Source organism: Salipiger bermudensis HTCC2601, assembly GCF_000153725.1.
Taxonomy (GTDB): Bacteria; Pseudomonadota; Alphaproteobacteria; order Rhodobacterales; family Rhodobacteraceae; genus Salipiger; species Salipiger bermudensis.
Genome location: NZ_DS022277.1, coordinates 577,050 through 603,725, shown reverse-complemented (window position 1 = coordinate 603,725; position 26,676 = coordinate 577,050). Strand labels below are relative to the sequence as shown.

21 protein-coding genes are annotated in these 26,676 nt (G+C 66.4%); 15 read left to right on the top strand and 6 right to left on the bottom strand.

What is annotated here, in order from left to right:
* Nucleotides 1-56 precede the first annotated feature (56 nt).
* From R2601_RS21805 to R2601_RS21790, 4 genes are all read left to right on the top strand, one after another.
* Nucleotides 57-1,349 carry a TRAP transporter large permease gene (locus R2601_RS21805; protein ID WP_007802812.1) on the top strand — a complete coding sequence of 431 codons (1,293 nt, stop codon included), beginning with the start codon at nucleotides 57-59 and terminating at the stop codon, nucleotides 1,347-1,349.
* A gap of 154 nt (nucleotides 1,350-1,503) precedes the next feature.
* Nucleotides 1,504-2,709, top strand: a complete 1,206-nt coding sequence (locus R2601_RS21800) for a glutathionylspermidine synthase family protein (RefSeq protein ID WP_007802810.1) — start codon at nucleotides 1,504-1,506, stop codon at nucleotides 2,707-2,709.
* Nucleotides 2,710-2,720: 11 nt separating this feature from the next.
* A complete protein-coding gene (locus R2601_RS21795; RefSeq protein WP_007802807.1) occupies nucleotides 2,721-3,305 on the top strand; it encodes a DUF1190 domain-containing protein in 585 nt (194 codons plus the stop codon).
* 323 nt (nucleotides 3,306-3,628) lie between these two features.
* The gene (locus R2601_RS21790; protein ID WP_007802805.1) at nucleotides 3,629-5,551 is read left to right on the top strand and encodes an FAD-dependent monooxygenase; all 1,923 of its coding nucleotides are present in this window, start codon (nucleotides 3,629-3,631) and stop codon (nucleotides 5,549-5,551) included.
* A gap of 50 nt (nucleotides 5,552-5,601) precedes the next feature.
* Here R2601_RS21790 and R2601_RS21785 read toward each other — a convergent pair whose 3' ends face one another.
* From R2601_RS21785 to gntR, 3 genes are read right to left on the bottom strand one after another with little or no spacing between them, the layout of a single operon-like run.
* Nucleotides 5,602-6,243 carry a 2-dehydro-3-deoxy-6-phosphogalactonate aldolase gene (locus R2601_RS21785; RefSeq protein WP_007802803.1) on the bottom strand — a complete coding sequence of 214 codons (642 nt, stop codon included), beginning with the start codon at nucleotides 6,241-6,243 and terminating at the stop codon, nucleotides 5,602-5,604.
* Nucleotide 6,244: 1 nt separating this feature from the next.
* On the bottom strand, nucleotides 6,245-7,204 hold the full coding sequence (locus tag R2601_RS21780) for a 2-dehydro-3-deoxygalactonokinase (protein WP_007802801.1): 960 nt from the start codon (nucleotides 7,202-7,204) through the stop codon (nucleotides 6,245-6,247).
* 29 nt (nucleotides 7,205-7,233) lie between these two features.
* Complete coding sequence (gntR, locus tag R2601_RS21775) at nucleotides 7,234-8,265, bottom strand: HTH-type transcriptional regulator GntR (protein ID WP_007802799.1); 1,032 nt, start codon at nucleotides 8,263-8,265, stop codon at nucleotides 7,234-7,236.
* A gap of 282 nt (nucleotides 8,266-8,547) precedes the next feature.
* Between gntR and R2601_RS21770 the strand changes: the two genes are divergently transcribed.
* The 11 genes from R2601_RS21770 (at nucleotide 8,548) to R2601_RS21720 (ending at nucleotide 21,962) form a co-directional block, all read left to right on the top strand.
* Nucleotides 8,548-9,591: a TRAP transporter substrate-binding protein gene (locus R2601_RS21770; protein WP_007802797.1), complete on the top strand. Its 1,044-nt coding sequence runs from the start codon at nucleotides 8,548-8,550 to the stop codon at nucleotides 9,589-9,591.
* A 72-nt stretch (nucleotides 9,592-9,663) separates the two neighbouring features.
* Nucleotides 9,664-10,224 carry a TRAP transporter small permease subunit gene (locus R2601_RS21765; protein WP_007802795.1) on the top strand — a complete coding sequence of 187 codons (561 nt, stop codon included), beginning with the start codon at nucleotides 9,664-9,666 and terminating at the stop codon, nucleotides 10,222-10,224.
* Entirely contained in the window at nucleotides 10,224-11,540 is a 1,317-nt protein-coding gene (locus R2601_RS21760) for a TRAP transporter large permease (RefSeq protein ID WP_007802794.1), read from the top strand. The genes R2601_RS21765 and R2601_RS21760 overlap by 1 nt, the downstream gene beginning before the upstream one ends.
* A 16-nt stretch (nucleotides 11,541-11,556) precedes the next feature.
* On the top strand, nucleotides 11,557-13,353 hold the full coding sequence (locus R2601_RS21755) for an IlvD/Edd family dehydratase (RefSeq protein ID WP_007802792.1): 1,797 nt from the start codon (nucleotides 11,557-11,559) through the stop codon (nucleotides 13,351-13,353).
* A gap of 421 nt (nucleotides 13,354-13,774) precedes the next feature.
* Nucleotides 13,775-15,370 carry a glycerol-3-phosphate dehydrogenase gene (glpD, locus tag R2601_RS21750; RefSeq protein WP_007802790.1) on the top strand — a complete coding sequence of 532 codons (1,596 nt, stop codon included), beginning with the start codon at nucleotides 13,775-13,777 and terminating at the stop codon, nucleotides 15,368-15,370.
* 12 nt (nucleotides 15,371-15,382) lie between these two features.
* The gene (locus tag R2601_RS21745; protein ID WP_007802789.1) at nucleotides 15,383-16,471 is read left to right on the top strand and encodes an ABC transporter ATP-binding protein; all 1,089 of its coding nucleotides are present in this window, start codon (nucleotides 15,383-15,385) and stop codon (nucleotides 16,469-16,471) included.
* A 12-nt stretch (nucleotides 16,472-16,483) separates the two neighbouring features.
* On the top strand, nucleotides 16,484-17,560 hold the full coding sequence (locus tag R2601_RS21740) for an ABC transporter ATP-binding protein (RefSeq protein WP_007802788.1): 1,077 nt from the start codon (nucleotides 16,484-16,486) through the stop codon (nucleotides 17,558-17,560).
* 136 nt (nucleotides 17,561-17,696) lie between these two features.
* Nucleotides 17,697-18,566, top strand: coding sequence for a carbohydrate ABC transporter permease (locus R2601_RS21735; protein ID WP_007802787.1), 870 nt, complete (start codon nucleotides 17,697-17,699; stop codon nucleotides 18,564-18,566).
* A gap of 252 nt (nucleotides 18,567-18,818) precedes the next feature.
* Nucleotides 18,819-19,682 carry a carbohydrate ABC transporter permease gene (locus R2601_RS21730; RefSeq protein ID WP_007802786.1) on the top strand — a complete coding sequence of 288 codons (864 nt, stop codon included), beginning with the start codon at nucleotides 18,819-18,821 and terminating at the stop codon, nucleotides 19,680-19,682.
* 197 nt (nucleotides 19,683-19,879) lie between these two features.
* On the top strand, nucleotides 19,880-20,155 hold the full coding sequence (locus R2601_RS21725; protein ID WP_007802785.1) for a DUF2160 domain-containing protein: 276 nt from the start codon (nucleotides 19,880-19,882) through the stop codon (nucleotides 20,153-20,155).
* Nucleotides 20,156-20,237: 82 nt separating this feature from the next.
* Nucleotides 20,238-21,962, top strand: a complete 1,725-nt coding sequence (locus R2601_RS21720) for an ABC transporter substrate-binding protein (protein WP_007802783.1) — start codon at nucleotides 20,238-20,240, stop codon at nucleotides 21,960-21,962.
* Between the two features lie 252 nt (nucleotides 21,963-22,214).
* Here R2601_RS21720 and R2601_RS21715 read toward each other — a convergent pair whose 3' ends face one another.
* From R2601_RS21715 to R2601_RS21705, 3 genes are read right to left on the bottom strand one after another with little or no spacing between them, the layout of a single operon-like run.
* Nucleotides 22,215-23,567, bottom strand: coding sequence for a cytochrome c (locus R2601_RS21715; RefSeq protein ID WP_007802781.1), 1,353 nt, complete (start codon nucleotides 23,565-23,567; stop codon nucleotides 22,215-22,217).
* 11 nt (nucleotides 23,568-23,578) lie between these two features.
* Entirely contained in the window at nucleotides 23,579-25,348 is a 1,770-nt protein-coding gene (locus R2601_RS21710) for a GMC family oxidoreductase (RefSeq protein ID WP_007802779.1), read from the bottom strand.
* A gap of 2 nt (nucleotides 25,349-25,350) precedes the next feature.
* A complete protein-coding gene (locus R2601_RS21705; RefSeq protein WP_007802777.1) occupies nucleotides 25,351-26,052 on the bottom strand; it encodes a gluconate 2-dehydrogenase subunit 3 family protein in 702 nt (233 codons plus the stop codon).
* Nucleotides 26,053-26,676: the final 624 nt, after the last annotated feature.

Below are 26,676 nucleotides of genomic sequence, written 5' to 3'. Positions count from 1 at the left end.
GGGCAGCCGCGATCATCGCGCGGCTGCCCGCCCCTCAAGACGCGCACGGACCCTTCATGCTGACCTTCTTCGCCATCCTGCTGCTGCTCGCCACCCTGATGGTGTTCCGCGTGCCGATCGCCTTCGCCATGGGCATTGCCGGCACCGCCGGGCTCGCCGCGCAACTCGGCATGCGCCCGGCGCTGGCGGTGCTCGAACGCACCTTCTTTGACACCTCAGCGTCGTTCATCCTCGTGGCGATCCCGCTCTTCATCCTGATGGCAGAGCTGCTGACCGCCGGAGATGTCACGCGCCGCGCCATCATCGCCTGCCAGCGCTGGATCGGCCACGTGAAGGGCGGGCTCGCCATCGCCACCGTCGCGGCCTCGGTGATCCTTGCCGCGCTGGTCGGCAGCTCGACCGCGTCGACCGCGGCGATGGCGGCCTCGGCCTTCCCGGAGATGCGCGCCCACAGGTATTCAGACCGCCTCGCCGCGGCGGTGGTCAGCGTCGGCGGCACGCTCGCCGTGGTGGTGCCACCCTCGATCGTGCTGGTGGTCTACGGCGTGCTGACCGAGACCTCGATCGGCAAGCTCTTTATCGCCGGCATCGTGCCGGGCTTCCTGACCGCCGCCGGCCTCGCGCTGGTGATCAAGATCATCGCCCAGACCACCGACCAGGCCCCGAAGGGCGATCCGTTCGAGCTGAAGGGCGCGCTGCGCCAGAGCGTGCACGTGATCCCGATGGTGGTGCTGCTTCTGGCGGTGATCGGCGCGATCTATGGCGGGCTGGCCTCGCCCTCGGAGGCGGCGGCGCTCGGGGTGATGGGCTCGCTCATCATCGTCATGCTTCAGCGCACGCTCAGCTTCGTGCAGTTTGGCACCTCGATCAGCCGCGCGATCCGAGCCACGGTGATGATCGTGGCCATCGTGGCCTGCTCGGCAATCTTCTCGAACTACCTCGCCTTCACCCGCATCACGCACGGGATGCTCGAGTTCGTCGCCACCACCGAGATGCCACGCGAGCTAATCATGGCGATCATCATCCTCGTGCTGCTGGTGATGGGCATGTTCATGGACCAGCTCGCGATCCTGTCGCTGGCCATGCCACTGGCCTTCCCGACCGCCATGGCAATGGGCTACGATCCGGTCTGGTTCGGCATCGTGGTGACCAAGACCGTCGAGATCGGCTTGCTGACGCCGCCTCTGGGGCTCAACGCCTATGTCGCCGCGGCGCAGACCCGGGTGCCGCTCGGCACGATCTTTCGCGGCATCCTGCCCTTCCTCGGCATGGAGATCGTCGTGCTGGTCCTGCTGCTCTCGTTCCCGCAGATCACCCTTTTCCTGCCGGAGCTGATGATGTCGCGCTGAGCCGGCCCGCGCCGGCATGACGGGGACAGGCGCCGCGTGGGGATGCGCGGCGCCTTTTTCCGTTTCCAAGGTTCACAATTCCGCGCGAACTGCCCATATATCGCGCGACACCGCCGCCCTCGGAAAGGCGCGGCGACAGGAGGAAGGACCACAGGTGCAGAAGCTCGATTTGCCGGAGCGCCCGGACTGGCGCGACAAGGCCGCCGACCAGGGCTTCACCTTTGCCGACATGCATGGCGAGCCCTACTGGGACGAGGCTTCGGCCTATTGCTTCTCGCTGGCCGAAATCGAAGAGCGCATCGAGGACCCCGCCACCGAGTTGCACGGGCTCTGCCGCGAAGCCGTCGCGCGGGTGATCGGCTCGGAGGAGCTGCTCGACCGGCTGGAGATCCCCGAGGCGCATCGCGACTACATCGCGCAAAGCTGGCAGGACGGCGAGCCCGAGCTCTATGGCCGCTTCGATCTGGTCTATGATGGCGACGGTCCGGCCAAGATGCTGGAATACAACGCCGACACCCCGACCTCGCTTTACGAAAGCGCGGCCTTCCAGTGGCAGTGGTTCGAGGACCAGCAGGCGCTCGGCGTGCTGCGCGAGGGCGACGACCAGTTCAATGGCATCCACGAGGCCATCGTCGAGCGGCTGGGCGCGATGTTCGCCCCCGAGACGCAGCTGCATTTCACCGCCCTTTCCGGCGCGCCCGAGGACTACGCCACCGTCGAGGCGCTTGGCTGGGCGGCGCGCGAGGCGGGGCTCGGCGCGCATTACACCGATCTCGAGAAGATCGGCGTCAGCGAGGACGGCCAGTTCCTCGACGACGAGGACCGGGTGATCGGCACGCTGTTCAAGCTCTATCCGTGGGAAGACCTGCTGCGCGACGACTACGCCGCCCATCTCGCTACCGCGCAGTGCCGGATGATCGAGCCGCCGTGGAAGGCGATCCTGTCGAACAAGGGCATTCTGCCGGTGCTGTGGGAGATGTTCGAGGACCATCCCAACCTGCTGCCCGCCTTCTTCGAGAGCGACCTGACCGACCCGTCGCCGGAGACTGCCGCCCGGCTCGCGCGGGCCTCGGGGGCGATGGCGCGCGGTCATGTGCTGAAGCCGATCTTCTCGCGAGAGGGGGCGTCGATCAGCATCGTCGAGGACGGCGCTGTGACCGAGACGGCCAGCAACGACGGCTATGCCAAGCATCCGCGCATCGCGCAGGCCTATCACCCGCTGCCGGTCTTTGCCGGCTTCCGCCCGGTGATCGGCGCCTGGATCGCGGGGGAGCACTGCGCCGGCATCGGCATTCGCGAGGATCGCGGACGGATCACCCAGGATCTGTCGCGCTTCAAACCCCATTTCATCCGAGACTGACGGAGACCGCCATGACCAAACGTTCCCGCACAGCCGCACTCGCCATCGTCGGCGCCGCCTCCTTCGCGCTCGCCGGATGCCGCGAGGAACCGGTCGAGGCGCAGGCCTTCCCCGATCTCGAGAGCTGCCGCAGCGCCGTCGGCCCGACCAGCCTGTTCTCCGAGCAGGATTGCACCAACGCCTTCGCAGAGGCCGAGACCCTGCACGCCGAAACCGCGCCGCGCTATGACAGCCTCGCGGTCTGCGAGGAGCAGTATGGCGAGGGCAATTGCGGCTCCGAGGCGCAGGCCACGGGCGGCGGCTCGGGCAGCATCTTCATGCCGCTGCTGGCCGGCTACCTGATCGGCAACATGCTGGGCGGGCAGCGCGGCCTCGCGGCGCAGCCGATGTATCGCAACGCCAACGGCCGCTTCACCACGCCGGCGGGCGGCACGACCTACGCCAACAACACCGGCCGCGCGAACCTCAACCCGAGCACCTTCAACAAGGCGCCCGTGACCGCCGGCAAGCCGCCCCTCACCCGCGCCACCGCCGCTTCGCGTGGCGGCTTCGGCGGCTCGAAGACCGGCAGCGGACTGCGCAGCTTCGGCGGCTGAGGCCGCCGCAGCGCCCGGCAGGATTCGCCGCGTCCGGTCGCGCCCACGGGCGCGCGACCGTCCCCTCATCCGACATTCGCCGGGCCGCGCCGGACAACGGCCGCGTAGAGCTCTGCCATTGCGCAGTGGCGGAGCGATTCCCGATTTTTTTGCGCAACTCCTGCCCTCCTTGAGACGAGAACCCCTCAAAACTCTCTTTATTTCAATTCTATAGGCATATTTGATATGCATGCATATCTATTATTGACCGAATATAATAAGTGTAGCTACCATATGGGTCAGACGAGCCATGGCTTATGCCTGCACAAGACGGAGGAGCGTTGATGCAGTACTACCTGAACGGCTTTCGGGGCGGCGATCCCGACCTGCGCGATGCGGCCCCCTGCCGCCGAGAGTATGGTGCCTTCGCACCGCTACCCGAGACGGTCGACGTGCTGATCGCCGGTTGCGGCCCGGCGGGCCTCTGCCTCGCCGCGCAGCTGTCGCAATTCCCAGAAATCGACGTGATGATCGTCGAGCCCAAGCCGGGCCCGATGGAGAAGGGGCAGGCCGACGGCGTCAACACCCGCACGATGGAGATGTTTCAGGCCTTTGGCTTCGGCGAGCAGGTCAAGCGCGAGAGCTACTGGGTCAACCAGACCACCTTCTGGACCCCGGACCCGCAAAGGCCGGAACATGTGCGCCGCATCGGCCGCGTGCAGGACGTGGCCGACGATTCCTCCGAGATGCCGCATACGCTGATCAATCAGGCCCGCATCCACGAGCTGTTCCTCGACGTGATGCGCAAGTCGCCGAAGCGGCTGGAGCCCGATTACGGCTGGTCGGTCAAGGATCTCAGCGTCGACGAAAGCACCGAGGATCACCCGGTGACCGTAACGCTCGAGAACACCGGGGTGAACGCCGGCACGTTGCAGACGGTGCGGGCGAACTACGTTGTGGGCTGCGATGGCGCGCGTTCGAACGTGCGCAAGGCGATCGGCGGCATGCTGCACGGCGATGCGGCGCATCAGGCCTGGGGCGTGATGGACATCCTCGCCAACACCGATTTCCCCGACATCCGGCAGAAATGCATCGTCGCCTCGAAGAGCGAGGGCAACGTGCTGATCCTGCCGCGCGAAGGCGGCTACCTGTTCCGCATGTATGTCGAGCTCGACAAGCTCAACCCCGACGAGCGCGTGGCCAGCCGCAACCTCACCTCCGAACACATGATCGCCGCCGCCAACCGGATCATGGCCCCCTACACCATCGACGTGAAGGAGGTGGTCTGGTGGTCGGTCTACGAGATCGGGCACCGCCTCACCGACCGCTTCGACGACGTGCCCGACGATCAGCGCGACGCACGGCATCCGAGGGTCTTTACCGCCGGTGACGCCTGCCACACCCATAGCCCAAAGGCCGGTCAGGGCATGAACGTGTCGATGCAGGACTCGTTCAATCTCGGCTGGAAGCTGGGGCATGTGTTCCAGAAGCGCGCCGCACCGGGTCTGCTGCACAGTTACTCCGCCGAACGCTGGCTCGAGGCCAAGCGGCTGATCGAGACCGATCACAAATGGGCGCGCATCATGTCGGCCCCGCCGGGCGAGTCCGAACTTGATGGCACTGACGTGCCCCGCGTGCAGGCACAATTCATCGAGAACCTCGAGTTCACCGGCGGTTTGGCGGTGAAGTATGAGCCTTCGGCGCTGATCGGTCAGCCCACCCATCAGGCGCTGGCGACCGGTGAGGTGATCGGCAAGCGCTTCCACTCGGCGCCGGTGGTGCGGGTTGCGGACGCAATGCAGATGCAGCTCGGCCACGTGGCAGAGGCCGACGGGCGCTGGCGGATCTACGCTTTCGCCGCCGCAAAGGACAGCGCGGCCCCCGGCTCGGCGATCCACAGGTTGGCCGACTGGCTGGAGCGCGACCCTGCCTCGCCGGTGATGAAATACACCCGGCCGGGCGAGGATATCGACGCGATCATCGATGTCCGCGCGGTGTTCCAGCAGACCTTCGACCAGCTCGCCTACGAGGACATGCCGTCACTGCTGAGACCGCTGAAGGGCAGGTATGGCCTGCAGGACCACGAGAAGGCGTTCTGCACTGACCACAAGGGCGCGGGCGACATCTTCGACATGCGCGGCATCGACCGCGAGACCGGCTGCATGATCGTGGTGCGCCCGGACCAGTACATTGCCCATGTGCTGCCGCTTGACGGCTATGGCGCGCTGGGAGACTTCTTCGACGGCGTCCTGCTGCCGGCGCGCTGACGACAGAGGCCAAAGGAGGGGCGACAATCGCCCCGCCCTCCTGCGCGGGATCAGCCCTCCTGCCAGGCGATGACGAAGCGCGCCGCCTTGTCGGACACTGCCTCGACCGTATCGCCCGGGCTGTAGAGCGCGCTGCCGAGGCCGAACCCCGCGACGCCTGCGCTTCGGAACGGCCCCATCGTGTCGGGCGCGATACCGCCCACCGGGAAGAGCCGGGTGCCGGCGGGCAGGATGGTGCGGATCGCCTTGACCGCCGCCGGCCCCACCAGCTCTGCCGGAAAGACCTTGAGCGCATCGGCCCCGGCGTTGAGCGCGGCGTAGGCCTCTGTCGGGGTCGCGATGCCGGGGATGCAGATCATCCCCGCCACCTTGGCCGCGGCGATCACCGCGGTATCGGCATGCGGCATCACCACCAGATCGGCGCCGATCTCGTCGAGCCGCGCCACATCCGCCAGCGTCGTCACGGTGCCCGCGCCGACCAGCGCCTCGGCGGGCAGCGCCTTGCGCACCGCGGCGATGCTGTCGAAGGGCTCGGGCGAGTTCAGCGGGATCTCGATCAGGCGGAAGCCGGCGTCGAAAAGCGCCTGCGCGATCTCCACCGCCTCTTCCGGGCGCAGCCCGCGCAGGATGGCGACGAGCGGCAGCGCCTCGCAGGCAGCCTCGAGGCGTTGGGGGCGGGTCGGGTCGGTCATGTCAGCTCTCCTGGCGAAGCAGGCCCGCGTCGCGGGCGAAACGGTGCAGCCCCGCAGGGGCCGGGTTCTCGATGATGGCAGCAGGGTCTTGGCGGGACAGCTGGCGCAACGCCTCGCCGTAGCGGGCGCAAAGCGCCCCGCTGCCGACCAGCACCACCGGCCCATCGCCGCTGTCGCGCAGGCCCGAAACAATCTCGTGCCCGATCAGCAGCCCCGAGCAGTAATCGGCAAGCGCGCCACCGGGCAGCTGCCCGGTCAGGCCCAGCGTCCGGGTGCTGAACAGCTGCCGTGTCAGATCGCCGGGGCCGGCCTCGGCGGCCTGCGCCACGCCGCGGGCGAAGGCCCCGTTGCGGGTGTCCTCGGAGACCGGCGCGTCGCTCATCAGCCGCCCGAGGATCGAGTGGCCCCGCAGCAGGGCAAAGATCTCGCCGGTCATGTAGGTGCCGAATCCAGTGACGCTGCCGTCGCGGATTTCGGCCCATTTGCAATGGGTTCCGGGCAGAACGAGGGTCGAGGCCCGCTGCCAGTCGGGCCGGCCTGCCAGCGTTCCGGCGATCTGGATCTCCTCGCCGCGCATCACCTCCGGCGTGCCGCCCTCGGGCTCGAAGATCAGCCCCGGCGCCAGCAGAATCTCGACGCCGTCGCGGGTCACCACCCGCTCTGCCGCCTCATAGAGCCCGGCCAGCGGTGTCGGGCAGGAGAGGTAGGGCACCTCGCGCCAGCCCTGCGCGCTGCCCACCATGCCGCCGGCCACCACCGGCACCGGGCCCGCCGCCAGCCAGTCGCCGCAAAGCGCCGCGAAGGCGGCCTCGAACCCGGCTTCTCCGGGCTCGGGCAGGTGCTGGATGCCATGCGCCGAGGCGCGGGTCTCGAGCACCTCGCCGGTGCTCGCGAGGCGAAAGCCGCGCAGGCTCGACGTGCCCCAGTCCAGCGCGATCAGCGCGGTTGTCGTGTCGCTCATGAAAGGGCCTCCCGCCCATGTAAACGTGGTCAGCGTGACGAGGTCGACTCGCGCACCACAAGCTCGTAGCCAAGGTCGATATGGCGCTCCCGGACCGAGCCCGGCGCCTCGATCTCTGCCAGCAGCATGGCGATGGCACGCCGCCCGATCTCGCGCCGGGGCGTGGCCACCGCGCTCAGCGCGGGCACCATGTGGCGGGCCATCTCGATGTCGTTGTAACTGCAGATACCAAGCTGTTCCGGCACCGCAATGTTGCGCCGGATCGCCTCCATCAGCGCGCCGACGGCGAGGTCGTCATTGTTGCAGATCACCGCGTCGGTCTCCGGCGCGCGGGCCAGCAGCTGCTCGAGCAGGTGCCGCCCCATGCCCACCGAGGACGGCTGCGGCGTGGTGATGATGCGCGCCTCGTCGAGCATGTCGTGGGCCGCCGCGACCTCGCGGAATGCCGCCAGCCGGCGCTGCGCGCGCGGGTCCATCCGGGCGCTGAGAAAGCCCGGCCTGCGATAGCCGCACTCGGCCACGTGCCGCGCCGCGGCGCGCACCGCCTCGAGCTGGTCAAAACCCACGCTCATGTCGACCGAGTCGACGCTGGTCTCCATGATCTGCACCACCGGGCAAGGTGCCTCCTCGAGCAGCTTGCGCCCTGCCGGGGTCTGGTCCATCGACGACACGATCAGCCCCGCCGGCCTCTGGCTGAGGAAGTTGCGGATCAGCCCCTCCTCGGAGAGCGCGCTATAGCGGTAGTTGCCGATCTGCACGAAGAACCGCGTGCCCTCGACGCCCTCGTAGACGCCGCGCAGCACGTCGGCAAAGACGTTGTTTGTCAGAGACGGCACCAGCAGGCCGATGGTCGAGGTGCTGCGCGAGGCCAGCGCCGAGGCTGCCGGATCGGGGGTGTAGCCGAGCTTGCGGATGGCCTCCTCGACCTTGCGGCGCGCACGCTCCGAGACGATCTCGGGCGAGCGAATCGTGCGGGACACGGTGATTGCGCTGACACCGGCTTCGCGGGCCACATCCACCAATGTCGGGCGGTCTGACTGGATCTTGCTCTTGCGGGCCATGGGCGCTGCTCGGGTCCTTTCATGCCGGCGCATCATCGCCGAACCGTCAGGTTTGTTCAAGAAAAACCGCGCTACTCGCGGATCTTGCATCGCGCCCTCGAAAATCCTCCCGACGTTTCCACCGCATTACCACGGCCGGTAGCGTCGGGTTGAGAGCTGTGACCCAGCGAGCCTGACAGACAAAATGATTGCGCTGTCATCGTGCGTCACCTATCGTACAGCCGACTCGGAGACGGGGCCCCGCCCCGGTCGAGCCGCATTTCAAAAGGGAGGAGCCCTCTTATGACGACCCTGACACGCCGCAGCCTTTTCCTCGGAACCGCCATCGCCATTGCCGCCACGACCACCTTCGGCGGTGCCGCGCAGGCGCAGGAACACAGCTTCCGCTTCCAGTCCTCGGACCCGGCCGGCAACACCAACTTCATCCTGCAGAAGGAATGGGCCGAGATGGTCTCGGAGAAGACCGACGGCCGCGTCGCCATCGAGATGCTCCCCGTGGAAACCATCGTCGCCCACTCCGAGACCATGGACGCGGTCGCCGCGGGCATCCTCGACGGCCACTTCACCGACACCTCCTACGCCTCGGGCAAGGATCCGGCCTTCGGCCTGATCGCCAACCCCGTGGGCGCGTGGTCCTCGCCGGAGCAGATGTTCGACTTCATCGAGAACGGCGGCGGCAAGGAGCTGATGAACGAGATGCTCGAGCCCTATGGCCTGCACTTCATCGGCGCCACCACGCCGGGCCTCGAGGCCTTCGTCTCGAAAGTGCCGCTCGAGGGGGTCGACGACCTGCAGGGGCTGAAGCTGCGCGCCCCCGAGGGCATGGTGCAGAACGTCTTCGCCGCCGCGGGTGCCGCGCCGGTGAACCTGCCGGGCTCCGAGGTCTTCACCTCGCTCGACAAGGGCGTGATCGATGCCGCCGACTACAACACCTTCTCGACCAACGCCGCGCAGGGCCTGCATGACGTGGCCAAGCACCCGGTCTACCCGGGCTTCCACTCGATGCCGCTCATCGAGGTGTCGATGAACAAGGCCAAGTGGGACGCGCTGCCCGAGGACCTGCAGACCGCGCTCGAGGAGTCGGTGAAGGAATTCGCCACCTACCAGTCCGAGACCGTGCACGAGCGTGACATGGCAGCGGTGGAAGAGGCCAAGGCCGGCGGCGAGATCACCGTGCATGACTGGTCCGACGAGGACCGCGCCAAGTTCCGCGCCATCGCCCGCTCGCAGTGGGAAGAGGCGGCCGGCGCATCGGCCAACTCGCAGAAGGTCTATGACACGCTGACCACCTACCTCGTCGAAGAAGGCCTGATGGCGGCCGAGTAAGCTCACCGCCACGCCCTTCGCCCCCGGCCAAGGCCGGGGGCTTCTCCCTTCCGCTCCGGAGGCCGCGTTTCCATGACCGACGCCATCGACGAAACCCTTTCCTCGCACAACAAGACGCCCGAACCGGTGCCCGAGGCCGGCATGTTCGGCCACGCGGTCAACGCCGTGGGCATCGTCTTTGCCATCGGCATCCTCGCATCGGCGGGGCTTCTGTTCTACGAGGTGGTGATGCGCTACGTGTTCAACGCGCCGACGCGCTGGGTGCACGAGACCGTGGTCTTCCTCAGCGCCATCGCCTTCGTCTTCGGCGGGCTCTACGCCGCCGCCATCGACAAGCACATCCGCGTGGTGCTGTTCTATGACCGGCTCAGCGCCGGCATGAAGCGGCTCTTCGACGTGGCGATCTCGCTGGCCTGCCTGGTGGCGTCGCTGTTCTTCGCCTGGGCCGCCTGGCTCAGCGTCGAGCGCGCCGCCTGGACGCCGCAGGGCGAGTTCCGCCTCGAGACCTCGGGCTCGGCCTGGAACCCACCCTATCCCGGGCTGCTCAAGGTCTTTCTCTTCGTCATCATGATCCTGCTGGCGCTCCAGTTCGCGATCTTCACGGTCAACTACCTGCGCAAGAAGGCCAAGTGATGGAATTCCTCCCCGACTTTCAGGCCATGGGCATCGGCGGCGCGACCTTCGCCATGTTCGTCATGCTCATGGTGCTGCTGCTCACCGGCATGCCGCTGGCCTTCGTCACCCTGCTGGTGGCACTGATCTTCGCGCTCGGCTGGTTCGGCCCCATGGCGGTGCCGCTGATCACCTCGCGGATCTTCAGCTTCGTCAACAGCTTCGTCTTCGTCTCGGTGCCGATGTTCGTGCTGATGGCGGCGATCCTCGACCGCTCGGGCATCGCCCGGGACCTGTTCGACGCCATGAAGGTGCTGGCCGGCCGCATCCGCGGCGGCGTCGCGATCCAGACCCTGCTGGTCGCGGTGGTGCTGGCCGCCATGTCGGGCATCATCGGCGGCGAGGTCATCCTGCTGGGCCTGCTGGCGCTGCCGCAGATGCTGCGCCTCGGCTATGACCGCAACCTCGCCATCGGCGTGTGCTGCGCAGGTGGCGCGCTCGGCACCATGGTGCCGCCCTCGATCGTGCTGATCATCTACGGCCTGACCGCCAACGTCTCGGTCGGCGACCTGTTCTCGGCCGCCTTCCTGCCCGGCCTGATGCTGGCGGGCTTCTACGCCGCCTACATCCTGATCCGTGCCTACATGAACCCCGCGCTCGCCCCCATCGCCGAGCCCGAGGACATCACCCGCGGCGAGAAACTGCGCCTGCTCAAGGGCCTGTTCCTGCCGATCCTCGTGGTGATCTTCGTGCTGGGCTCGATCTATGGCGGCATCGCCTCGGTCACCGAGGCCTCGGCCATCGGCGTGATCGGCGTGACCCTCTCGACGGTGATCCGCGGCGAGTTCAGCATCTCGCTGCTGATCGGCGCCGCCAAGCAGACCCTGCGCACCGTCGGCATGATCGTCTGGATCGGCATCGGCGCCTCGGCGCTAGTGGGCGTGTTCAACCTCATGGGGGGCATTAACTTCGTCTCGGGCCTGATCACCGGCATCTCGGACAATCCGACCGTGGTCATCCTGTTCATGATGGCGATCCTCTTCGTGCTGGGCATGTTCCTCGACTGGGTGGGCATCGCGCTGCTCTGCATGCCGATCTTCGTTCCCATCGTCGTGCAGATGGGCTACGACCCGGTCTGGTTCGGCGTGGTCTTCGCGATGAACATGCAGGTGAGCTTCCTGTCGCCGCCCTTCGGCCCCGCCGCGTTCTACCTGAAATCGGTGGCGCCGCCGGACATCTCGCTGGGCGACATCTTCCGCTCGCTGCTGCCGTTCATCGGGATGCAGATCCTCGCCGTCGCCATGCTCATCATCTTCCCCGGCATCACCGGCCACTGACCTCCCGGAGACCACCATGACCGACAACACCCGCAAGCCGCTTCGCTCGGAGAGCTGGTTCAACGATCTGGGCGATCCGGAAATGACCGCCCTCTATCTCGAGCGCTACCTCAACTACGGGCTCACCCTCGAAGAGCTGCGCTCGGGCAAGCCGATCATCGGCATCGCCCAGACCGGCTCGGACCTGTCGCCCTGCAACCGCCACCACGTAGAGCTCGCCAAGCGCACCCGGGACGGCATCCGGACCCAGGGCGGCATCCCGCTCGAGATCCCGGTGCACCCGATCCAGGAGACCGGCAAGCGGCCCACGGCGATGCTGGACCGCAACCTCGCCTACCTGAGCCTCGTCGAGAGCCTGTTCGGCTACCCGATCGACGGCGTGGTGCTGACCATCGGCTGCGACAAGACCACCCCGGCGCTCTTGATGGCCGCCGCCACGGTCAACATCCCCGCGATCGCCTTCTCGGTCGGCCCGATGCTGAACGGCTGGCACAAGGGCGAGCGCGCGGGCTCGGGCGCGGTGATCTGGAAGGCGCGCGAGAAATACGCAGCCGGCGAGATCGACGGCGAGGGGTTCCTCAACATGGCCGCCGCCTCGGCGCCGTCGGTGGGCTATTGCAACACCATGGGCACCGCCTCGACGATGAACTCGCTGGCCGAGGTGCTGGGGATGCAACTGCCGGGCTCGGCCTCGATCCCCGCGCCCTATCGCGAGCGCGGCCAGATGGCCTATTACACCGGCTGCCGCATCGTCGACATGGTGCACGAGGATCTGCGCCCGTCGCAGATCATGACCCGTGAGGCGTTCGAGAACGCCATCGTGGTCAACTCCGCCATCGGCGGCTCGACCAACGCGCCAATCCACCTCGTCGCCATCGCCAAGCATCTTGGCATCGAGATCAGCAATGCCGACTGGGAAACCCACGGCTACAAGATCCCGCTGCTGGCCAATGTGCAGCCGGCGGGCGAGTACCTCTCGGAAGACTTCCACCTCGCCGGCGGCCTGCCGGCGGTGGTGGCCGAGCTGTTGCGCGGCGGGCTGGTTCCGCATCCCGATGCGGTGACCGTGACCGGCGAGGGCTTCGGCCAACTCTACACCGACGCGCCCTGCGAGAATGACGACGTCATCCGCCCGCTCGACCGCGCGCTCACCCCTGAGGCCGGCTTCCTCAACATGACCGGCAACCTCTTCGACACCGCGATCATGAAGACCTCGGTGATCACGCAGGAGTTCCGCGACCGTTACCTGTCCAATGCCGACGATCCGATGGCCTTCGAAGGCCCGGCCTTCGTCTTCGACGGGCCCGAGGATTTTCACAAGCGTATCGACGATCCGGCGCTGAACATCACCGCCGACAGCATCCTCGTGATGCGCGGCGCAGGACCAAAGGGCTATCCCGGCGGCGCCGAGGTGGTGAACATGCGGCCGCCCTCCTACCTGATCAAGCAGGGCATCCGCGGCCTGCCCTGCATGGGCGACGGGCGCCAGTCCGGCACCTCGGGCTCGGCTTCGATCCTCAACGCCTCGCCCGAGGCGGCGGATGGCGGCAACCTCGCGATCCTGCGCGATGGGGACCGGCTGCGCGTCGACCTCAACACCCGGCAGGTGCAGCTTCAGCTCTCGGAGGCCGAGATCGCCGAGCGCCGCGCCGCGCTCGAGGCCGAGGGCGGCTACAAGGTGCCCGAGAGCCAGTCGCCCTGGCAGGCGATCTTCCGCGACCGGGTGCGGCAGTTCTCGGACGGCATGGTGCTCGAGGGCGCCGACCAGTTCCGCGACATCGGCAACAAGGTCATGCCGCGCCACAGCCACTGAGCGCGCCCCTTTTCGAATGCCTGCTGCGCCCCGGCCCTCGGTCGGGGCGCAGCCGCGTTTTGGCCCCGCTTCGCGACAAACGCGCCGAGTCTCGCGCCAGGCCGCCCACCCCCCGGACTTGCAATGCGGTTTCACGCCAGCGGCGCGGCGTTTCCATAGCCGAAATTTTCGCTTTTGTTCGCTTTATGGAAAAGCGCGCCAACGGGCACTCTGACGCTAGGGAAACTCGCCTTCAATGAACGCCAATGCGTGCTTGTGAGCGCAACAGGCATCAATAACATATCGTTAATATCGAATGTTATCATTGTGACCATATATATTTCAGTAACTTAGCACAAACCGAACATAAGCGAAAATTTACGCTTGCGAACGCGCCCTCAATCAAGCAGGTTACCGCTCACGCCAAGGTGAGGAGGAGCTTGTGCGCGACAGCCACGACATCGACGTGGTCGATCTGTTCGTGATCGGCGGCGGCATCAACGGATGCGGCATCTCGCGCGATGCGGCGGGGCGCGGGCTCTCGGTCCGCTTGGCCGAGATGGGCGATCTCGCCTCGGCAACCTCTTCGGCCTCCACCAAGCTGTTCCACGGCGGGCTGCGCTACCTCGAGTATTTCGAGTTCCGGCTGGTGCGCGAGGCGCTGATCGAGCGCGAGGTGCTGCTACGCGCCATGCCGCATATCAGCTGGCCGATGCGCTTCGTGCTGCCCTATCACCCGTCGATGCGTTTCGAGAGTGACACGCCCACCTCGAAGCTACTGACCAAGGTCATGCCGTGGATGAAGTGCCGCCGCCCGGCCTGGCTGATCCGCCTGGGTCTGTTCATGTACGACCATCTGGGCGGGCGAAAGATTCTACCGGGCACCTCTACGGTCTCGCTCAAGGGCACGCCCGAGGGCGCTCCGCTGGTCGACCGGCTCGAGACCGCCTACGAGTATTCCGACTGCTGGATCGAGGACTCGCGGCTCGTGGTGCTGAACGCCCGCGACGCCGAGGCGCGCGGCGCCGAGATCCTGACCCGGACCAAGGTGCTCTCGGCCGCGCGCGACGGAGACCTGTGGCTGATCGACACGCAGGACGCAGAGACGGGCGAGATGCGCACCCATCGGGCCCGGATGCTGGTCAATGCCGGCGGGCCGTGGGTCGGCGACATCATCCGCAGCAAGGTCCGGCTCAACACCCGCGAGGGCATCCGGCTGGTGCGCGGCTCGCATATCGTGACGCGCCGCCTTTATGATCACGACAAGTGCTACTTCTTTCAGGGCACCGACGGGCGGATCATCTTTTCGATCCCCTACGAGACCGACTACACCCTGATCGGCACCACCGACGCGGCGCACGCCGACCCCTCGCAGCGCCCGGTCTGCACCCCGGAAGAGCGCGCCTACCTGCTCGAGTTCGCCAACCGGTATTTCAAGCGGGCGATCGACGAGGACGACATCGTCTGGAGCTATTCCGGCGTGCGCCCGCTCTATGACGACGGCGCCAGCAGTGCCACCGCGGCGACCCGCGACTACACGCTCAAGGTCGAGGCCGAGGGCGGCGCGCCGCTGCTCAACGTCTTCGGCGGCAAGATCACCACCTATCGCCGCCTCGCCGAGGGCGCGCTCGAGAAGATCGGTGAACACCTGACCGTCGCAGAGGGCCCATGGACCGCCGGCGTGCCGCTGCCCGGCGGCGATTTCCCGGTCGACGGGTTCGACCGGCTGGTCTCGGATCTCGCAAGCGCCCACCCCTATCTCTCGCCGTTCCATTCCCGCCGGCTGGTGCGGGCCTATGGCACCGAGGCCGCCGAGATGCTGAAGGGCGCCAAGACGCTGGCGGATCTTGGCGAAGATTTTGGCGCCACGCTGACCGCGACCGAGGTCGCGTGGCTGATGAGCAAGGAATACGCGCGCACCGCCGAGGACGTGGTGTGGCGCCGCAACAAGCTGGGCCTGCGCCTGTCCGAGGACGAGGTCGCGCGGCTCGACCGCTGGATGGGCACGCGCCGGCGCGCCGCTGCGGCGGCGGAATAAGGAGGACGACCGGTGACACTGGAACTCAAGGGCGTGTCGAAGGTGGTGGAGGGACAGACCCATATCCACCCCACCGACCTGACGCTGGAAAAGGGCACGATGAACGTGCTGCTCGGGCCGACCACGGCCGGAAAGACCTCTCTGATGCGGCTGATGGCCGGGCTCGACGTGCCCAATAGCGGCCAGATCCTCTGGCAGGGCGAGGACGTGACCGGCCAGCGCGTGCAGGACCGCAAGGTGGCGATGGTCTACCAGCAGTTCATCAACTACCCGTCGATGAGCGTCTACGACAACATCGCCTCGCCGATGAAGTTGATGGGCGTCTCCGCCAAGGAGATCGACACCCGGGTGCGCGAAACCGCCGAGATGATGAAGCTCACCCCGATGCTCGACCGCAAGCCGCTCGAGCTTTCGGGCGGCCAGCAGCAGCGCTGCGCACTGGCGCGCGCACTGGTCAAGAACGCCGGTCTCGTGCTGCTCGACGAGCCGCTGGCCAATCTCGACTATAAGCTTCGCGAGGAGCTGCGGCAGGAGATCCCCAAGATCTTCGAGGCCTCGGGCTCGATCTTCGTCTACGCCACCACCGAGCCGGAGGAGGCGCTTCTGCTCGGCGGCAACGTCGCCACGCTCTGGGAAGGCCGTATCACGCAGTTCGGCCCTACCCCGCGAGTCTACCGCCAACCGGTCGACGCCACCACGGCGCGGGTGTTCTCGGATCCGCCGATGAACTTCCTCGCCGTCTCCAAGACCGGCGACCGGCTGATGTTCGGCGACGGCCAGAGCGCGCCGGCGCTCGGCAAGCTCGCCGAGCTGCCGGACGGGCGCTACACCGCCGGCTTCCGGCCCAACCATCTCGAGATCATGAGCCACGGCACGGAGGCGATGAAGTTCACCGCCAAGCTTCAGGTGACCGAGCTGACCGGCTCCGAGACCTTTGTGCATCTCGACCACCACGGCGAGCGCTGGGTCGGGCTGATCCACGGCGTGCACGACCTGACGCTGGGGGCCGATCTCGACGTCTGGCTCGATGCACGGCACGTCTACATCTTCGGCGAGGACGGCGCGCTGGTCGCGCCCGCCGCCTACGCGCTGGCCGCCTGAGGGGAGAGGACCATGGCAAAGATCACGCTCGACAACCTCGCCCACAGCTACAAGCCGAACCCGGCGACGGAAGACGACTACGCCTTGAAGGAGCTGAACCACGACTGGGTCGATGGCGAGGCCTACGCGCTGCTCGGTTCCTCGGGCTGCGGCAAGTCCACCCTGCTCAACATCATCTCAGGGCTGCTGACGCCCTCGCAGGGGCGCATCCTCTTCGACGGCAAGGACGTCACCCGCGCCCCCACAGCCGAGCGCAACATCGCGCAGGTGTTCCAGTTCCCGGTGGTCTACGACACCATGACGGTGCACGACAATCTCGCCTTCCCGCTGCGCAACCGCGGCCGCGACGAGGCCTACGTGGCCGAGCGCGTGAACGAGATCGCCAAGATGATCGGCATGGAGCACATGCTAAAGCGCAAGGCGCGCGGTCTTGGCGCCGACGAGAAACAGAAGATCAGCCTCGGGCGCGGCATGGTGCGCAAGGACGTGAACGCGCTGCTCTTCGACGAGCCGCTGACGGTGATCGACCCGCACATGAAATGGGAGCTGCGCACCCAGCTCAAGCGGCTGCACCACGAGTTCGGCCACACGATGATCTATGTCACCCACGACCAGACCGAGGCGCTGACCTTCGCCGACAAGGTGGTGGTGATGTATGACGGCCGCGTGGTCCAGATCGGCACGCCCGAAGAGCTTTTCGAGCGGCCCGAGCACACCTTCGTGGGCTATTTCATCGGCTCGCCGGGGATGAACGTGATCCCGGCACGGGTCGAGGGGGCCACCGCCCATGTCGGCGGCGCCGAGATCGCGCTCGGGCAAGGCTACGGCGCGCTCTCGGGCAAGGTCGAGATCGGCATCCGACCGGAATTCGCCCGCCTGTCGCAGAGCGAGGGCCTGCCGGTCAAGGTGCGCCGGGTCGAGGATGTGGGCCGGCACAAGATCATCCGTGCCGACATGTTCGGACAGGAGATCAACATCATCGCCGGCGAGGACGACCGCATCAGCCCCGACATGAACCGGGTGAGCTTCGATGCCTCGCAGGTCAACGTCTATGCCGACGACTGGCGCGTGCAGGGGGCGGCCGCATGATGCAGCATTCCTCCTTCCCCGTTCTCCTCGGGCTTGCCCCGAGGATCTCAATCTCAACGCGCACCCTTTCGGCACGAGATCCTCGGGTCGGGCCCGAGGACGACAGCGCGACCCGTCAAACCGGGGGACATACCCGATGAACAAGACCGTCAATCAGAAAGCCTGGTTCCTCGTGCTGCCGGTGCTGATCCTCGTGGCCTTCTCGGCGGTGATCCCGCTGATGACCGTGGTCAATTACTCGGTGCAGGACACCTTCGGCAACAACCAGTTCTTCTGGGCCGGGCTCGAGTGGTTCGAGGAAATGCTGCACGATGACCGCATGTGGAACGCGCTGAAACGGCAGCTGCTGTTCTCGGGCATCATCCTCGCCATCGAGATCCCGCTGGGCATCTTCGTGGCGCTCAACATGCCGAAATCCGGCTTCTGGTCGAGCTTCTGCCTCGTGCTGATGTCGCTGCCGCTGCTGATCCCGTGGAACGTGGTCGGCACGATCTGGCAGATCTTCGGCCGCGTCGATATCGGCCTGCTGGGCTACGTGCTCGACAAGCTCGGGATCGATTACAACTACACGCAGGACACGCTCGACGCCTGGATCACCATCATCGTGATGGATGTCTGGCACTGGACCTCGCTGGTGGCGCTGCTCGCCTTCGCCGGTCTCAAGTCGATCCCCGACGCCTATTACCAGGCCGCCAAGATCGATCAGGCCAGCCGCTGGAAGGTCTTCCGCTACATCGAGCTGCCCAAGATGATGGGCGTCCTGATGATCGCCATCCTGCTGCGCTTCATGGACAGCTTCATGATCTACACCGAGCCCTTCGTGGTCACCGGGGGCGGCCCCGGCAACGCCACCACGCTGCTCTCCATCGATCTGGTGAAGATGGCTTTGGGGCAGTTCGACCTCGGCCCGGCGGCGGCGTTCTCGCTGATGTATTTCCTCGTGATCCTGCTGATCAGCTGGGTGTTCTACACCGTGATGGTCAATCTCGACAAGAAGGGCATGTGACATGACCGACAGCGCTATATTGCACTCCCGAGATGCCGTCTTTGGTGCGCCGCAAGCAGGGCCAGCGGCGGCCCGTGGGGTGCCGCCAGAGCCGGCGAGGTCATCGATTTATCCCGGCCACGTCCGGACTCGCTCGATCCACTGCGCGGGGGCGACAAAGCGGCAGCCCGCCCGGACGGGCCGCCGCTGGCCCGGCGCCTTCGGCTTGATCCCGGGCCAGACAGCACTCAACGCACAAGAGGCACGCCTCAGATGACCGACAGCGCCATTCCCGAGAATCTCACCGCCGGCGGGGACACCACCCGCAAACGCGTGCGCGTCAACAAGAGTGCGCTGGTGATGGGGGCCTACCTGCTCTTCCTGATGCTGCCGATCTACTGGCTGCTCAACATGAGCCTCAAGACCAATGCCGAGATCCTCAACGATTTCACACTGTTCCCGCGCGACCTGACGCTGGCCAACTACCGCACGATCCTGACCGATCCGAGCTGGTATCTGGGCTACGTCAACTCGCTGATCTACGTGGTGATGAACACGGTGATCTCGCTTCTTGTGGCGCTGCCGGCGGCCTATGCCTTCTCGCGCTACAGCTTCATGGGCGACAAGCACCTGTTCTTCTGGCTGCTGACCAACCGCATGGCGCCCCCGGCGGTCTTCGCGCTGCCGTTCTTCCAGCTCTATTCCTCGGTGGGTCTCTTCGACACCCATATCGCGGTGGCGCTGGCGCATTGCCTGTTCAACGTGCCGCTGGCGGTGTGGATCCTCGAGGGTTTCATGCGCGGCGTGCCCAAGGAGATCGACGAGACCGCCTATATCGACGGCTACTCGTTCGGGAAGTTCTTCGTGAAGATCTTCATGCCGCTGATTGCGAGCGGCATCGGCGTGGCGGCGTTCTTCTGCTTCATGTTCTCGTGGGTCGAGCTGCTGCTGTCGCGCACCCTGACCACCGTTGACGCCAAGCCCATCGCAGCGATCATGACCCGGACGCAGGGCGCCTCGGGCATCGACTGGGGCGTGCTGGCGGCGGCGGGCATCCTGACCATCGTGCCGGGGGCCCTCGTGATCTACTTCGTGCGCAACTACATCGCCAAGGGCTTCGCCCTGGGGAGGGTGTGATGACGACCACCATGAAGGCGCGCATGCGGCAGGCCCGACCTCGGGAGGGCGTCATCGCCAGCCCGGCGGTCGCACTCCAAGCACCACTGCCACGCGCGCATTCATCGACCCAACAAAGGCCCTCCCGGGGGGGAGGTCGGGCCTGGCGCATGCGCGCCGGTTGCACCCGATGGCCAGCCTTCGAAAGGAGACCTGACATGGACTGGATGGCATGGACCTGGCCGACCGCGATCTTCTTCATGGTGATCGCCTCGCTGCTGATCGTCTTCACGATCCTCGCGATCAAGTTCCCCGAAACGCCGCGCGTCGGCGTTCTGCGGATCGAGACCACGCGCGGCGACCGGCTCTTCATCACGCTTCTGGGCAGCGCCTTCATCAACCTCGCCTGGCTGGGGCTCGTCGGAGCCGACACCCAGCCCTGGGCGCTGGCGGTTTGCCTGGCCTACGCCGCTGCGGTGTTCCGCTGGGTCTAGGCGCCCGAGACGGCCGGGGCAGACGGCAGGAGACCGCCCGCCCCGGAACACGACATGACAAGTTCAAACTAGGGAGGACCACATGAACTTGACCCTGAAATCCACCACCGCGCTGGCGCTCGCGCTCAGCCTCACCGGAGGGGCCGCGCTTGCGGGGATGGACGAAGCCCGCGCCTTCCTCGATGCCGAGATCGGCGACATGTCGGTGCTGACCCGCGAAGAGCAGGAAGCCGAGATGCAGTGGTTCATCGACGCCGCCAAGCAGTTCGAGGGCATGGACATCAAGGTGGTCTCCGAGACCATCACCACGCATGAATACGAGAGCCAGGTTCTGGCCAAGGCGTTCAGCGAGATCACCGGCATCAACCTCACCCACGACCTGATCGGCGAAGGCGACGTGGTCGAGAAGCTGCAGACGCAGATGCAGTCGGGCGAGAACATCTACGATGCCTATGTCAACGACAGCGACCTGATCGGCACCCACTGGCGCTACCAGCAGGCCCGCAGCCTGACCGACTGGATGGCCAACGAGGGCGCCGACGTGACCTCGCCGACGCTCGATCTCGACGACTACATCGGCACCGAGTTCACCACCGCCCCCGATGGCGAGCTCTACCAGCTGCCCGACCAGCAATTCGCGAACCTCTACTGGTTCCGCTACGACTGGTTCAACGACGAGAAGAACCAGGCCGACTTCAAGGAGGCCTATGGCTACGATCTCGGCGTGCCGGTGAACTGGTCCGCCTACGAGGACATCGCCGAGTTCTTCACCGGCCGCGACCTGTCGCACATGGGCGTCGAGGACGAGATCTATGGCAACATGGATTACGGCAAGAAGGACCCTTCGCTCGGCTGGCGCTACACCGATGCGTGGCTGTCGATGGCCGGTGCCGGATCGAAGGGTGAGCCGAACGGCCTGCCGGTCGACGAATGGGGCATCCGCGTCAACGAGAACTCGCAGCCGGTGGGCTCGTGCGTTGCCCGTGGCGGCGCCACCAATGGTCCGGCCGCGGTCTATGCCATCACCAAGGCGATCGAGTGGCTCGAGAAGTATACCCCGCCGGCAGCCGCAGGCATGACCTTCTCCGAGGCCGGCCCGGTTCCGGCTCAGGGCAACATCGCGCAGCAGATGTTCTGGTACACCGCCTTCACCGCCGACATGGTCGGTGACGGGGCCGACGCGGTGCTGAACGAGGACGGCACGCCCAAGTGGCGCATGGCCCCCTCGCCGCACGGCGTCTACTGGGAGGAAGGCACCAAGATCGGCTACCAGGACGTGGGCTCCTGGACGCTGATGAAGTCGACCCCCGATGATCGTGCCAAGGCGGCCTGGCTCTATGCCCAGTTCGTCACCTCCAAGACCGTGGACGTGAAGAAGGCCCATGTCGGCCTGACCTTCATCCGCGAGTCGACGATCCAGCACGAGAGCTTCACCGAGCGCGCCCCGATGCTTGGCGGCCTGGTCGAGTTCTACCGCTCGCCCGCGCGCACCGCGTGGTCGCCGACCGGCACCAACGTGCCGGACTACCCCAAGCTCGCGCAGCTGTGGTGGCAGAACATCGGCGACGCCATGTCGGGCGCCAAGACCCCGCAGGAAGCGCTTGATGCGCTCTGCGAGGACCAGGAGCGCGTGATGGAGCGTCTCGAGCGCGCCGGCATCCAGGGCGATATCGGCCCGGTGATGAACGACGAGCAGGATCCGGAGTACTGGCTCAGCCAGGAAGGTTCGCCCAAGGCGGCGCTGGAGAACGAGGACGAAGAGCCCAAGACGATCTCCTATGACGAACTGCTGAAGTCCTGGCAGTAAGCCAGCGGCTGACCGGCGCGCTTGCGCGCCGGTCGTGACAGGATCGGGCCGCGCCTTCGGGCGCGGCTTTCTTGTCTTGGTGGGCGCGCGCGTGTCTTTCGAGGCGCTCACCCGCGAGGTGCGGCACCCTGCGGCTTTGCCTCCGCGCCGGCTTGCGTACGATCCTCGCCGCAAAGCGAACGTCCTGTGAGAATGAAAAAAGGGGCCGCAGCGTTTCCGCCACGGCCCCGTCTTTCGTCTCGGCGGGCAGGCTCAGTGCCCGTGATCGGCCTCGCGCACGGTGGCCACGTCCGCCGCGGTCACCGCGGAGGCGTCGTTGCCCCATGCCCCGCGCAGCCACGTCACCAGCTCCGCGACCTCGTCGTCGGACATCCGGTCGGCATAGCCCTGCATGCGCAGCGCCATCGGACGCTTGGCCGTCGAGGGCACCTCGGCGCCGTTCAGGATCACCGAGATCAGCGGCATGGTTTCCGAGCCGACCACCATCGAGTTGCCCTGCAGCTCGGGGAAGATCTCGGGCGCTCCCTTGCCGGTGGCGAAGTGACAGCCGACGCAGTTGTCCATGTAGAGACGCGCACCGAGAGGCATGTCGGGATCCGCCGAGGCCAGCATCTCGGTGGTCGCCGAACCGGCGCTGTCCGCAGCCGGCACCTCGATCGCTCCTGCCGCGGTCGCAAAGCTCTCGGGCAGGTCCACCGCGTCGCCGTCGATCCCCTTGAGGAAGGCGGCCATCGCGAGGTTGTCCTCGTCGGTCAGCTTCTGAAGCGAGTGCTCGACCACGAGGCCCATCTCGCCATTGGCGGTGGAGTGGGCGTTGCGGCCGGTGGCGAGGTAAGCGGCAAGCTCACCCACCGACCACTTGGCAAGGTCCGTTCCTTCGCCGCGCAGCGCCGGGGCGTTCCAGCCGTCGATCACGCCACCCGCGAGGAAGCTGTCCTCGTCCGCGGTCACGCCGTCCTGCGACATGAACACGCTGCGCGGGCTGTGACAGGCCGCGCAGTGGCCCGGCCCCTCGACGAGGTACTGACCGCGCTGCTGCAGTTCCGGCACATCCGCCGGGGTAAAGCCCGGACCATGGGTCAGCGCCAGCCAGTTCCACGCCCGGATGCCGAAGCGCAGGTTGAACGGGAAGCTGAGCTCGGTTTCCTGAACCTCGTTCGAGACCGGCTCGACCTCGGTCATGATGTATTCGTAGAGGGCACGGATGTCCTCTTCGGTCATCAGCCGGTAGTTCTCGTAGGGCATCGCCGGGTAGAGATGGGTGCCGTCGGGCTCGAGCCCGTCGATCATCGCGGCGCGGAAATCGGCATAGGACCAGTCACCGATCCCGGTCTCGGGATCGGGGGTGATGTTGGTCGACCAGATCGTGCCCATGGGGCTGGCGATGGCCCGGCCACCGGCGAGGCTCTCGCCGTCATCCGAGGTGTGGCAGGCAACGCAGTCCGAGGCGTGCAGGACGTATTCGCCCTGCCCCTCTGCCGGTTCCCAGTCGGCGGCAGGCGCCTCGGCCGGCTGGGTGCGTTGCACCGGCACGAAGATGAAGGCCAGAAGCGCGACCACGCCGACAAGGGCGAGGCCCGCGACGATGCGGAGAAAGGTTTTCATCTACGTTCTCCTCAGACCAGCGGACGCGGGTTGGACAGGTACTGGGTGCGGATGGCATTCACCGTGTGGTAGGCCAGACCGCCGACAAGGCCGGTCGGGTTGTACTGGGTGTTCTGCACGAAGTTGCCCGCGCCCATGGCGAAGACGTTGTGCGCCTTCCAGCTCTGGCAGTAGCGGTTGACCGCGCCCTCGCGGGCGTTCTCGGACATGATGTGGCCGCCGGTGTTGTGCGTGGTCTGGTAGGGGCGAACGTCGTATTCCGCGCCCTCGCCCTTGAAGCCCGAGCGCATCGAGTCCGGGTTCATCGAGGCCGCCAGCGGCTCCATCTTCGACTTCATGAACTGGTTCATCTTCAGGTCGTTGTCCTGCCAGTTGAACGTCATCCGCATCAGCGGCCGGCCATGCCGGTCGGTGTAGGTCGGATCGAGGTCGAGGTGGTTGTTGGCATAGGCCATGTGCGAGCCGTGCGAGCCGATCGACATGGCGTGGCCGTAGTTCTCGCCGATCGCCTGCTTCCAGCCCGCACCCCAGCTCGGCGTGCCCGCCGGCAGCGGCATGTTGCGGATCGGCTGGCCGTTGAACGTGCCCGAGCGCCAGTAGGAGCCACCGATGAAGCCCTCGGCGCCGAAATCGTTCTGCGAAATCGAGAAATCGTCGATGCAGATGCCGTTGGCACCATGGCCGACGAAGGGATTGAACTCCTCGTCGCGGAAGAACATCGAGATGCCGCCGTTCATCTGGTAGGCGTAGTTCTTGCCCAGCGTCCCCTCGCCGGTCAGCGGGTCATAGGCCTCGCCCAGTCCCGAGAGCAGCATCAGGTGCACGTTGTTGAGCTGGTAGCTCGAAAGGATGACGATGTCGGCCGGCTGGAAGACCTCTTCCTGTGCCGCCTCGTCCCAGTAGGTGACGCCGGTCGCGGTCTGGCCATCCTCGGCCAGCTCCACGCGCAACACCTCGGACTCGGTGCGGTATTCGAAGTTCGGGTAGCGCTTGAGCGCGCCGAGGATCGAGGTCTGCGGCGAGGACTTGGAATACTGGTAACAGCCGTAACGCTCGCAGAAGCCGCAGAAATTGCACGGCCCCATCTGCATCCCGTAGGGGTTCACATAGGAGGTCGAGGCAATGCCCGCCGAGGCCGGGAACGGGTGGTAGCCCATCGCGGTAGCCGCGTCGCGGAACTTGGAACTGTCATAGGTGGTGGGCATCGGCGGCATCGGGAAGTCTTCCGAACGCCAGCCCTCGAACGGGTTGCCGCCCTCGCGGATCTCGCCGTTGAGGTTGCCGGCGTAGCCGGAGATGCCCGCGACCTTCTCGAACTGCGTGAAGAACGGCTCGAGCTCGTCATAGCTCACCGGGTAGTCGCCGAGGTTTATGCCCTCGGGGATGATGTCGGCGCCGAAGGTCTCCTCGACATAGGAGCGCAGCCGCATCTCAACTTCCTGAGGACGCCAGTTGAGGCCGTTCCAGTGGGTGCCGGCGCCGCCAACGCCGTTGCCCGGCAGGAAGGAGCCGAGCTGGCGGTAGGGCAGCGCCGTCTCGTCGCCATTGCGGCGCACGGTGACGGTCTGCTGCGACGGCTTCTGCATCATCTTCAGACGCACGCCGTATTTCAGCTCGTCGATCTGCTGCGGGTATTCGAAGTTCGGGACGGTGTTCTGGTCATGGCCACGCTCGAGCGCGACGATGTCGAGGCCCTCCTGCGCCAGTTCGATGCCGGCGATCGAGCCGGTCCATCCGAGGCCGACGATGACCACGTCCTTTTTCTTTTCCTGACGTGCCATGGTTATGCCCTTTCGCCGCTGATCGAGACCGGACCGAGCGGGTATTTTTCATTGTGCCGTTCCGGCCACGCGCGATAGGCCGCGCGGGCGCCCGGGAAGCCGATATAGACCCAGGACTGCATCTCGTGGTTGCCGCCGTATTGCGGGTCCGCGAAGTAGCCTTCCTTGGTGTTGGCCAGCAGGATGGTGAAGAAGTCGCGGATCTCGGAATCGAGCGCGACATCGCCGTTCTGCAGCGAGGTCAGCGCCGCGTCCTTACGCTCGGCATCGAGCTCGGCGAAGGTCGCGCCGTGGGTCTCTTCGCACCAGGCGTCGAAAACCGGGATCGCCTGCCGATAGATCTCGGCCGGGGTCAGAGGCGTCTGCCAGCCGCGGGCGGGCTCGGCATCGGGATCGTGCGGGCCTTCCATGTACCAGTCGTCAGCCGTGCCGTAGTCGCCGGCCAGCTGGAGGTCGATGAAGACGGGCACGCGGGTCTCGATTGCGCCGGGGCCATCGCCGTCGGAGGGGATCAGCCGCGCGGTCGCGGCCATCACGAAGGCCCACTCGGCCGCGGTCAGATAGGCGCGGTCGTAATCTTCGAGGGGAACGGGGGGCGTGGTCTCCTGCGCTTTCGCTTGGGCGGCCAGACCGGAGAGTGCGACACCTGCCGCCGACGCTTTGAGGAAGTTGCGTCGGCTCGGGTATCCGGGGAGATCGGTCATGTAGAATGTCCTGCCGGTATGGGTGGAACGTAAGTGCGCTAACAATGCACTGGGCTCGACCTAGGCCGCGGCAGGATGCCGCGCAAGCGCTGCGGCGGGCTTGCAGGACCGAGACGGTGGCAGCGCGGCCATCCGGCGGAGTGCTGCGGTATACCGTGCAATCGCGCAGAAACTTACAGAACGCCCTTATTATAAGGACCCGATCAGTCATATCTGACCGCCCGTTCGATCATATACTTCGACCGAACGGTCGATTCTCGCACACTGAGTGTGCATCAACGCAGAGGGCCCGATCTCGGGTGGCGGCCGGGAAAGCGTTCATGCGCCACGGTCCCAAGGTGGCCTGGCAGTCGGACGGGAATCGTCGGAGCCTTGCGTCCCGCGAGGGTCCGGCAGATCGCAAAGGGCCGATCTCAGCCCACCCCAAGAGGATTGCCCAATCCTTGAGCACTGCATCGTGGACGCCTTCGGCCAGCTCGGACCGGGACCGCAGAAACCTGACCCATGGCAAGTTTCGAAATGGAGCGGAAACACCAGAACCGCCTAAAATGAATGCAAAAATTCCGTGAAACTGCGTACTCCTGCCAGCGATTGGGCGGTGCCGGTTTGCGCATGCACGCACCG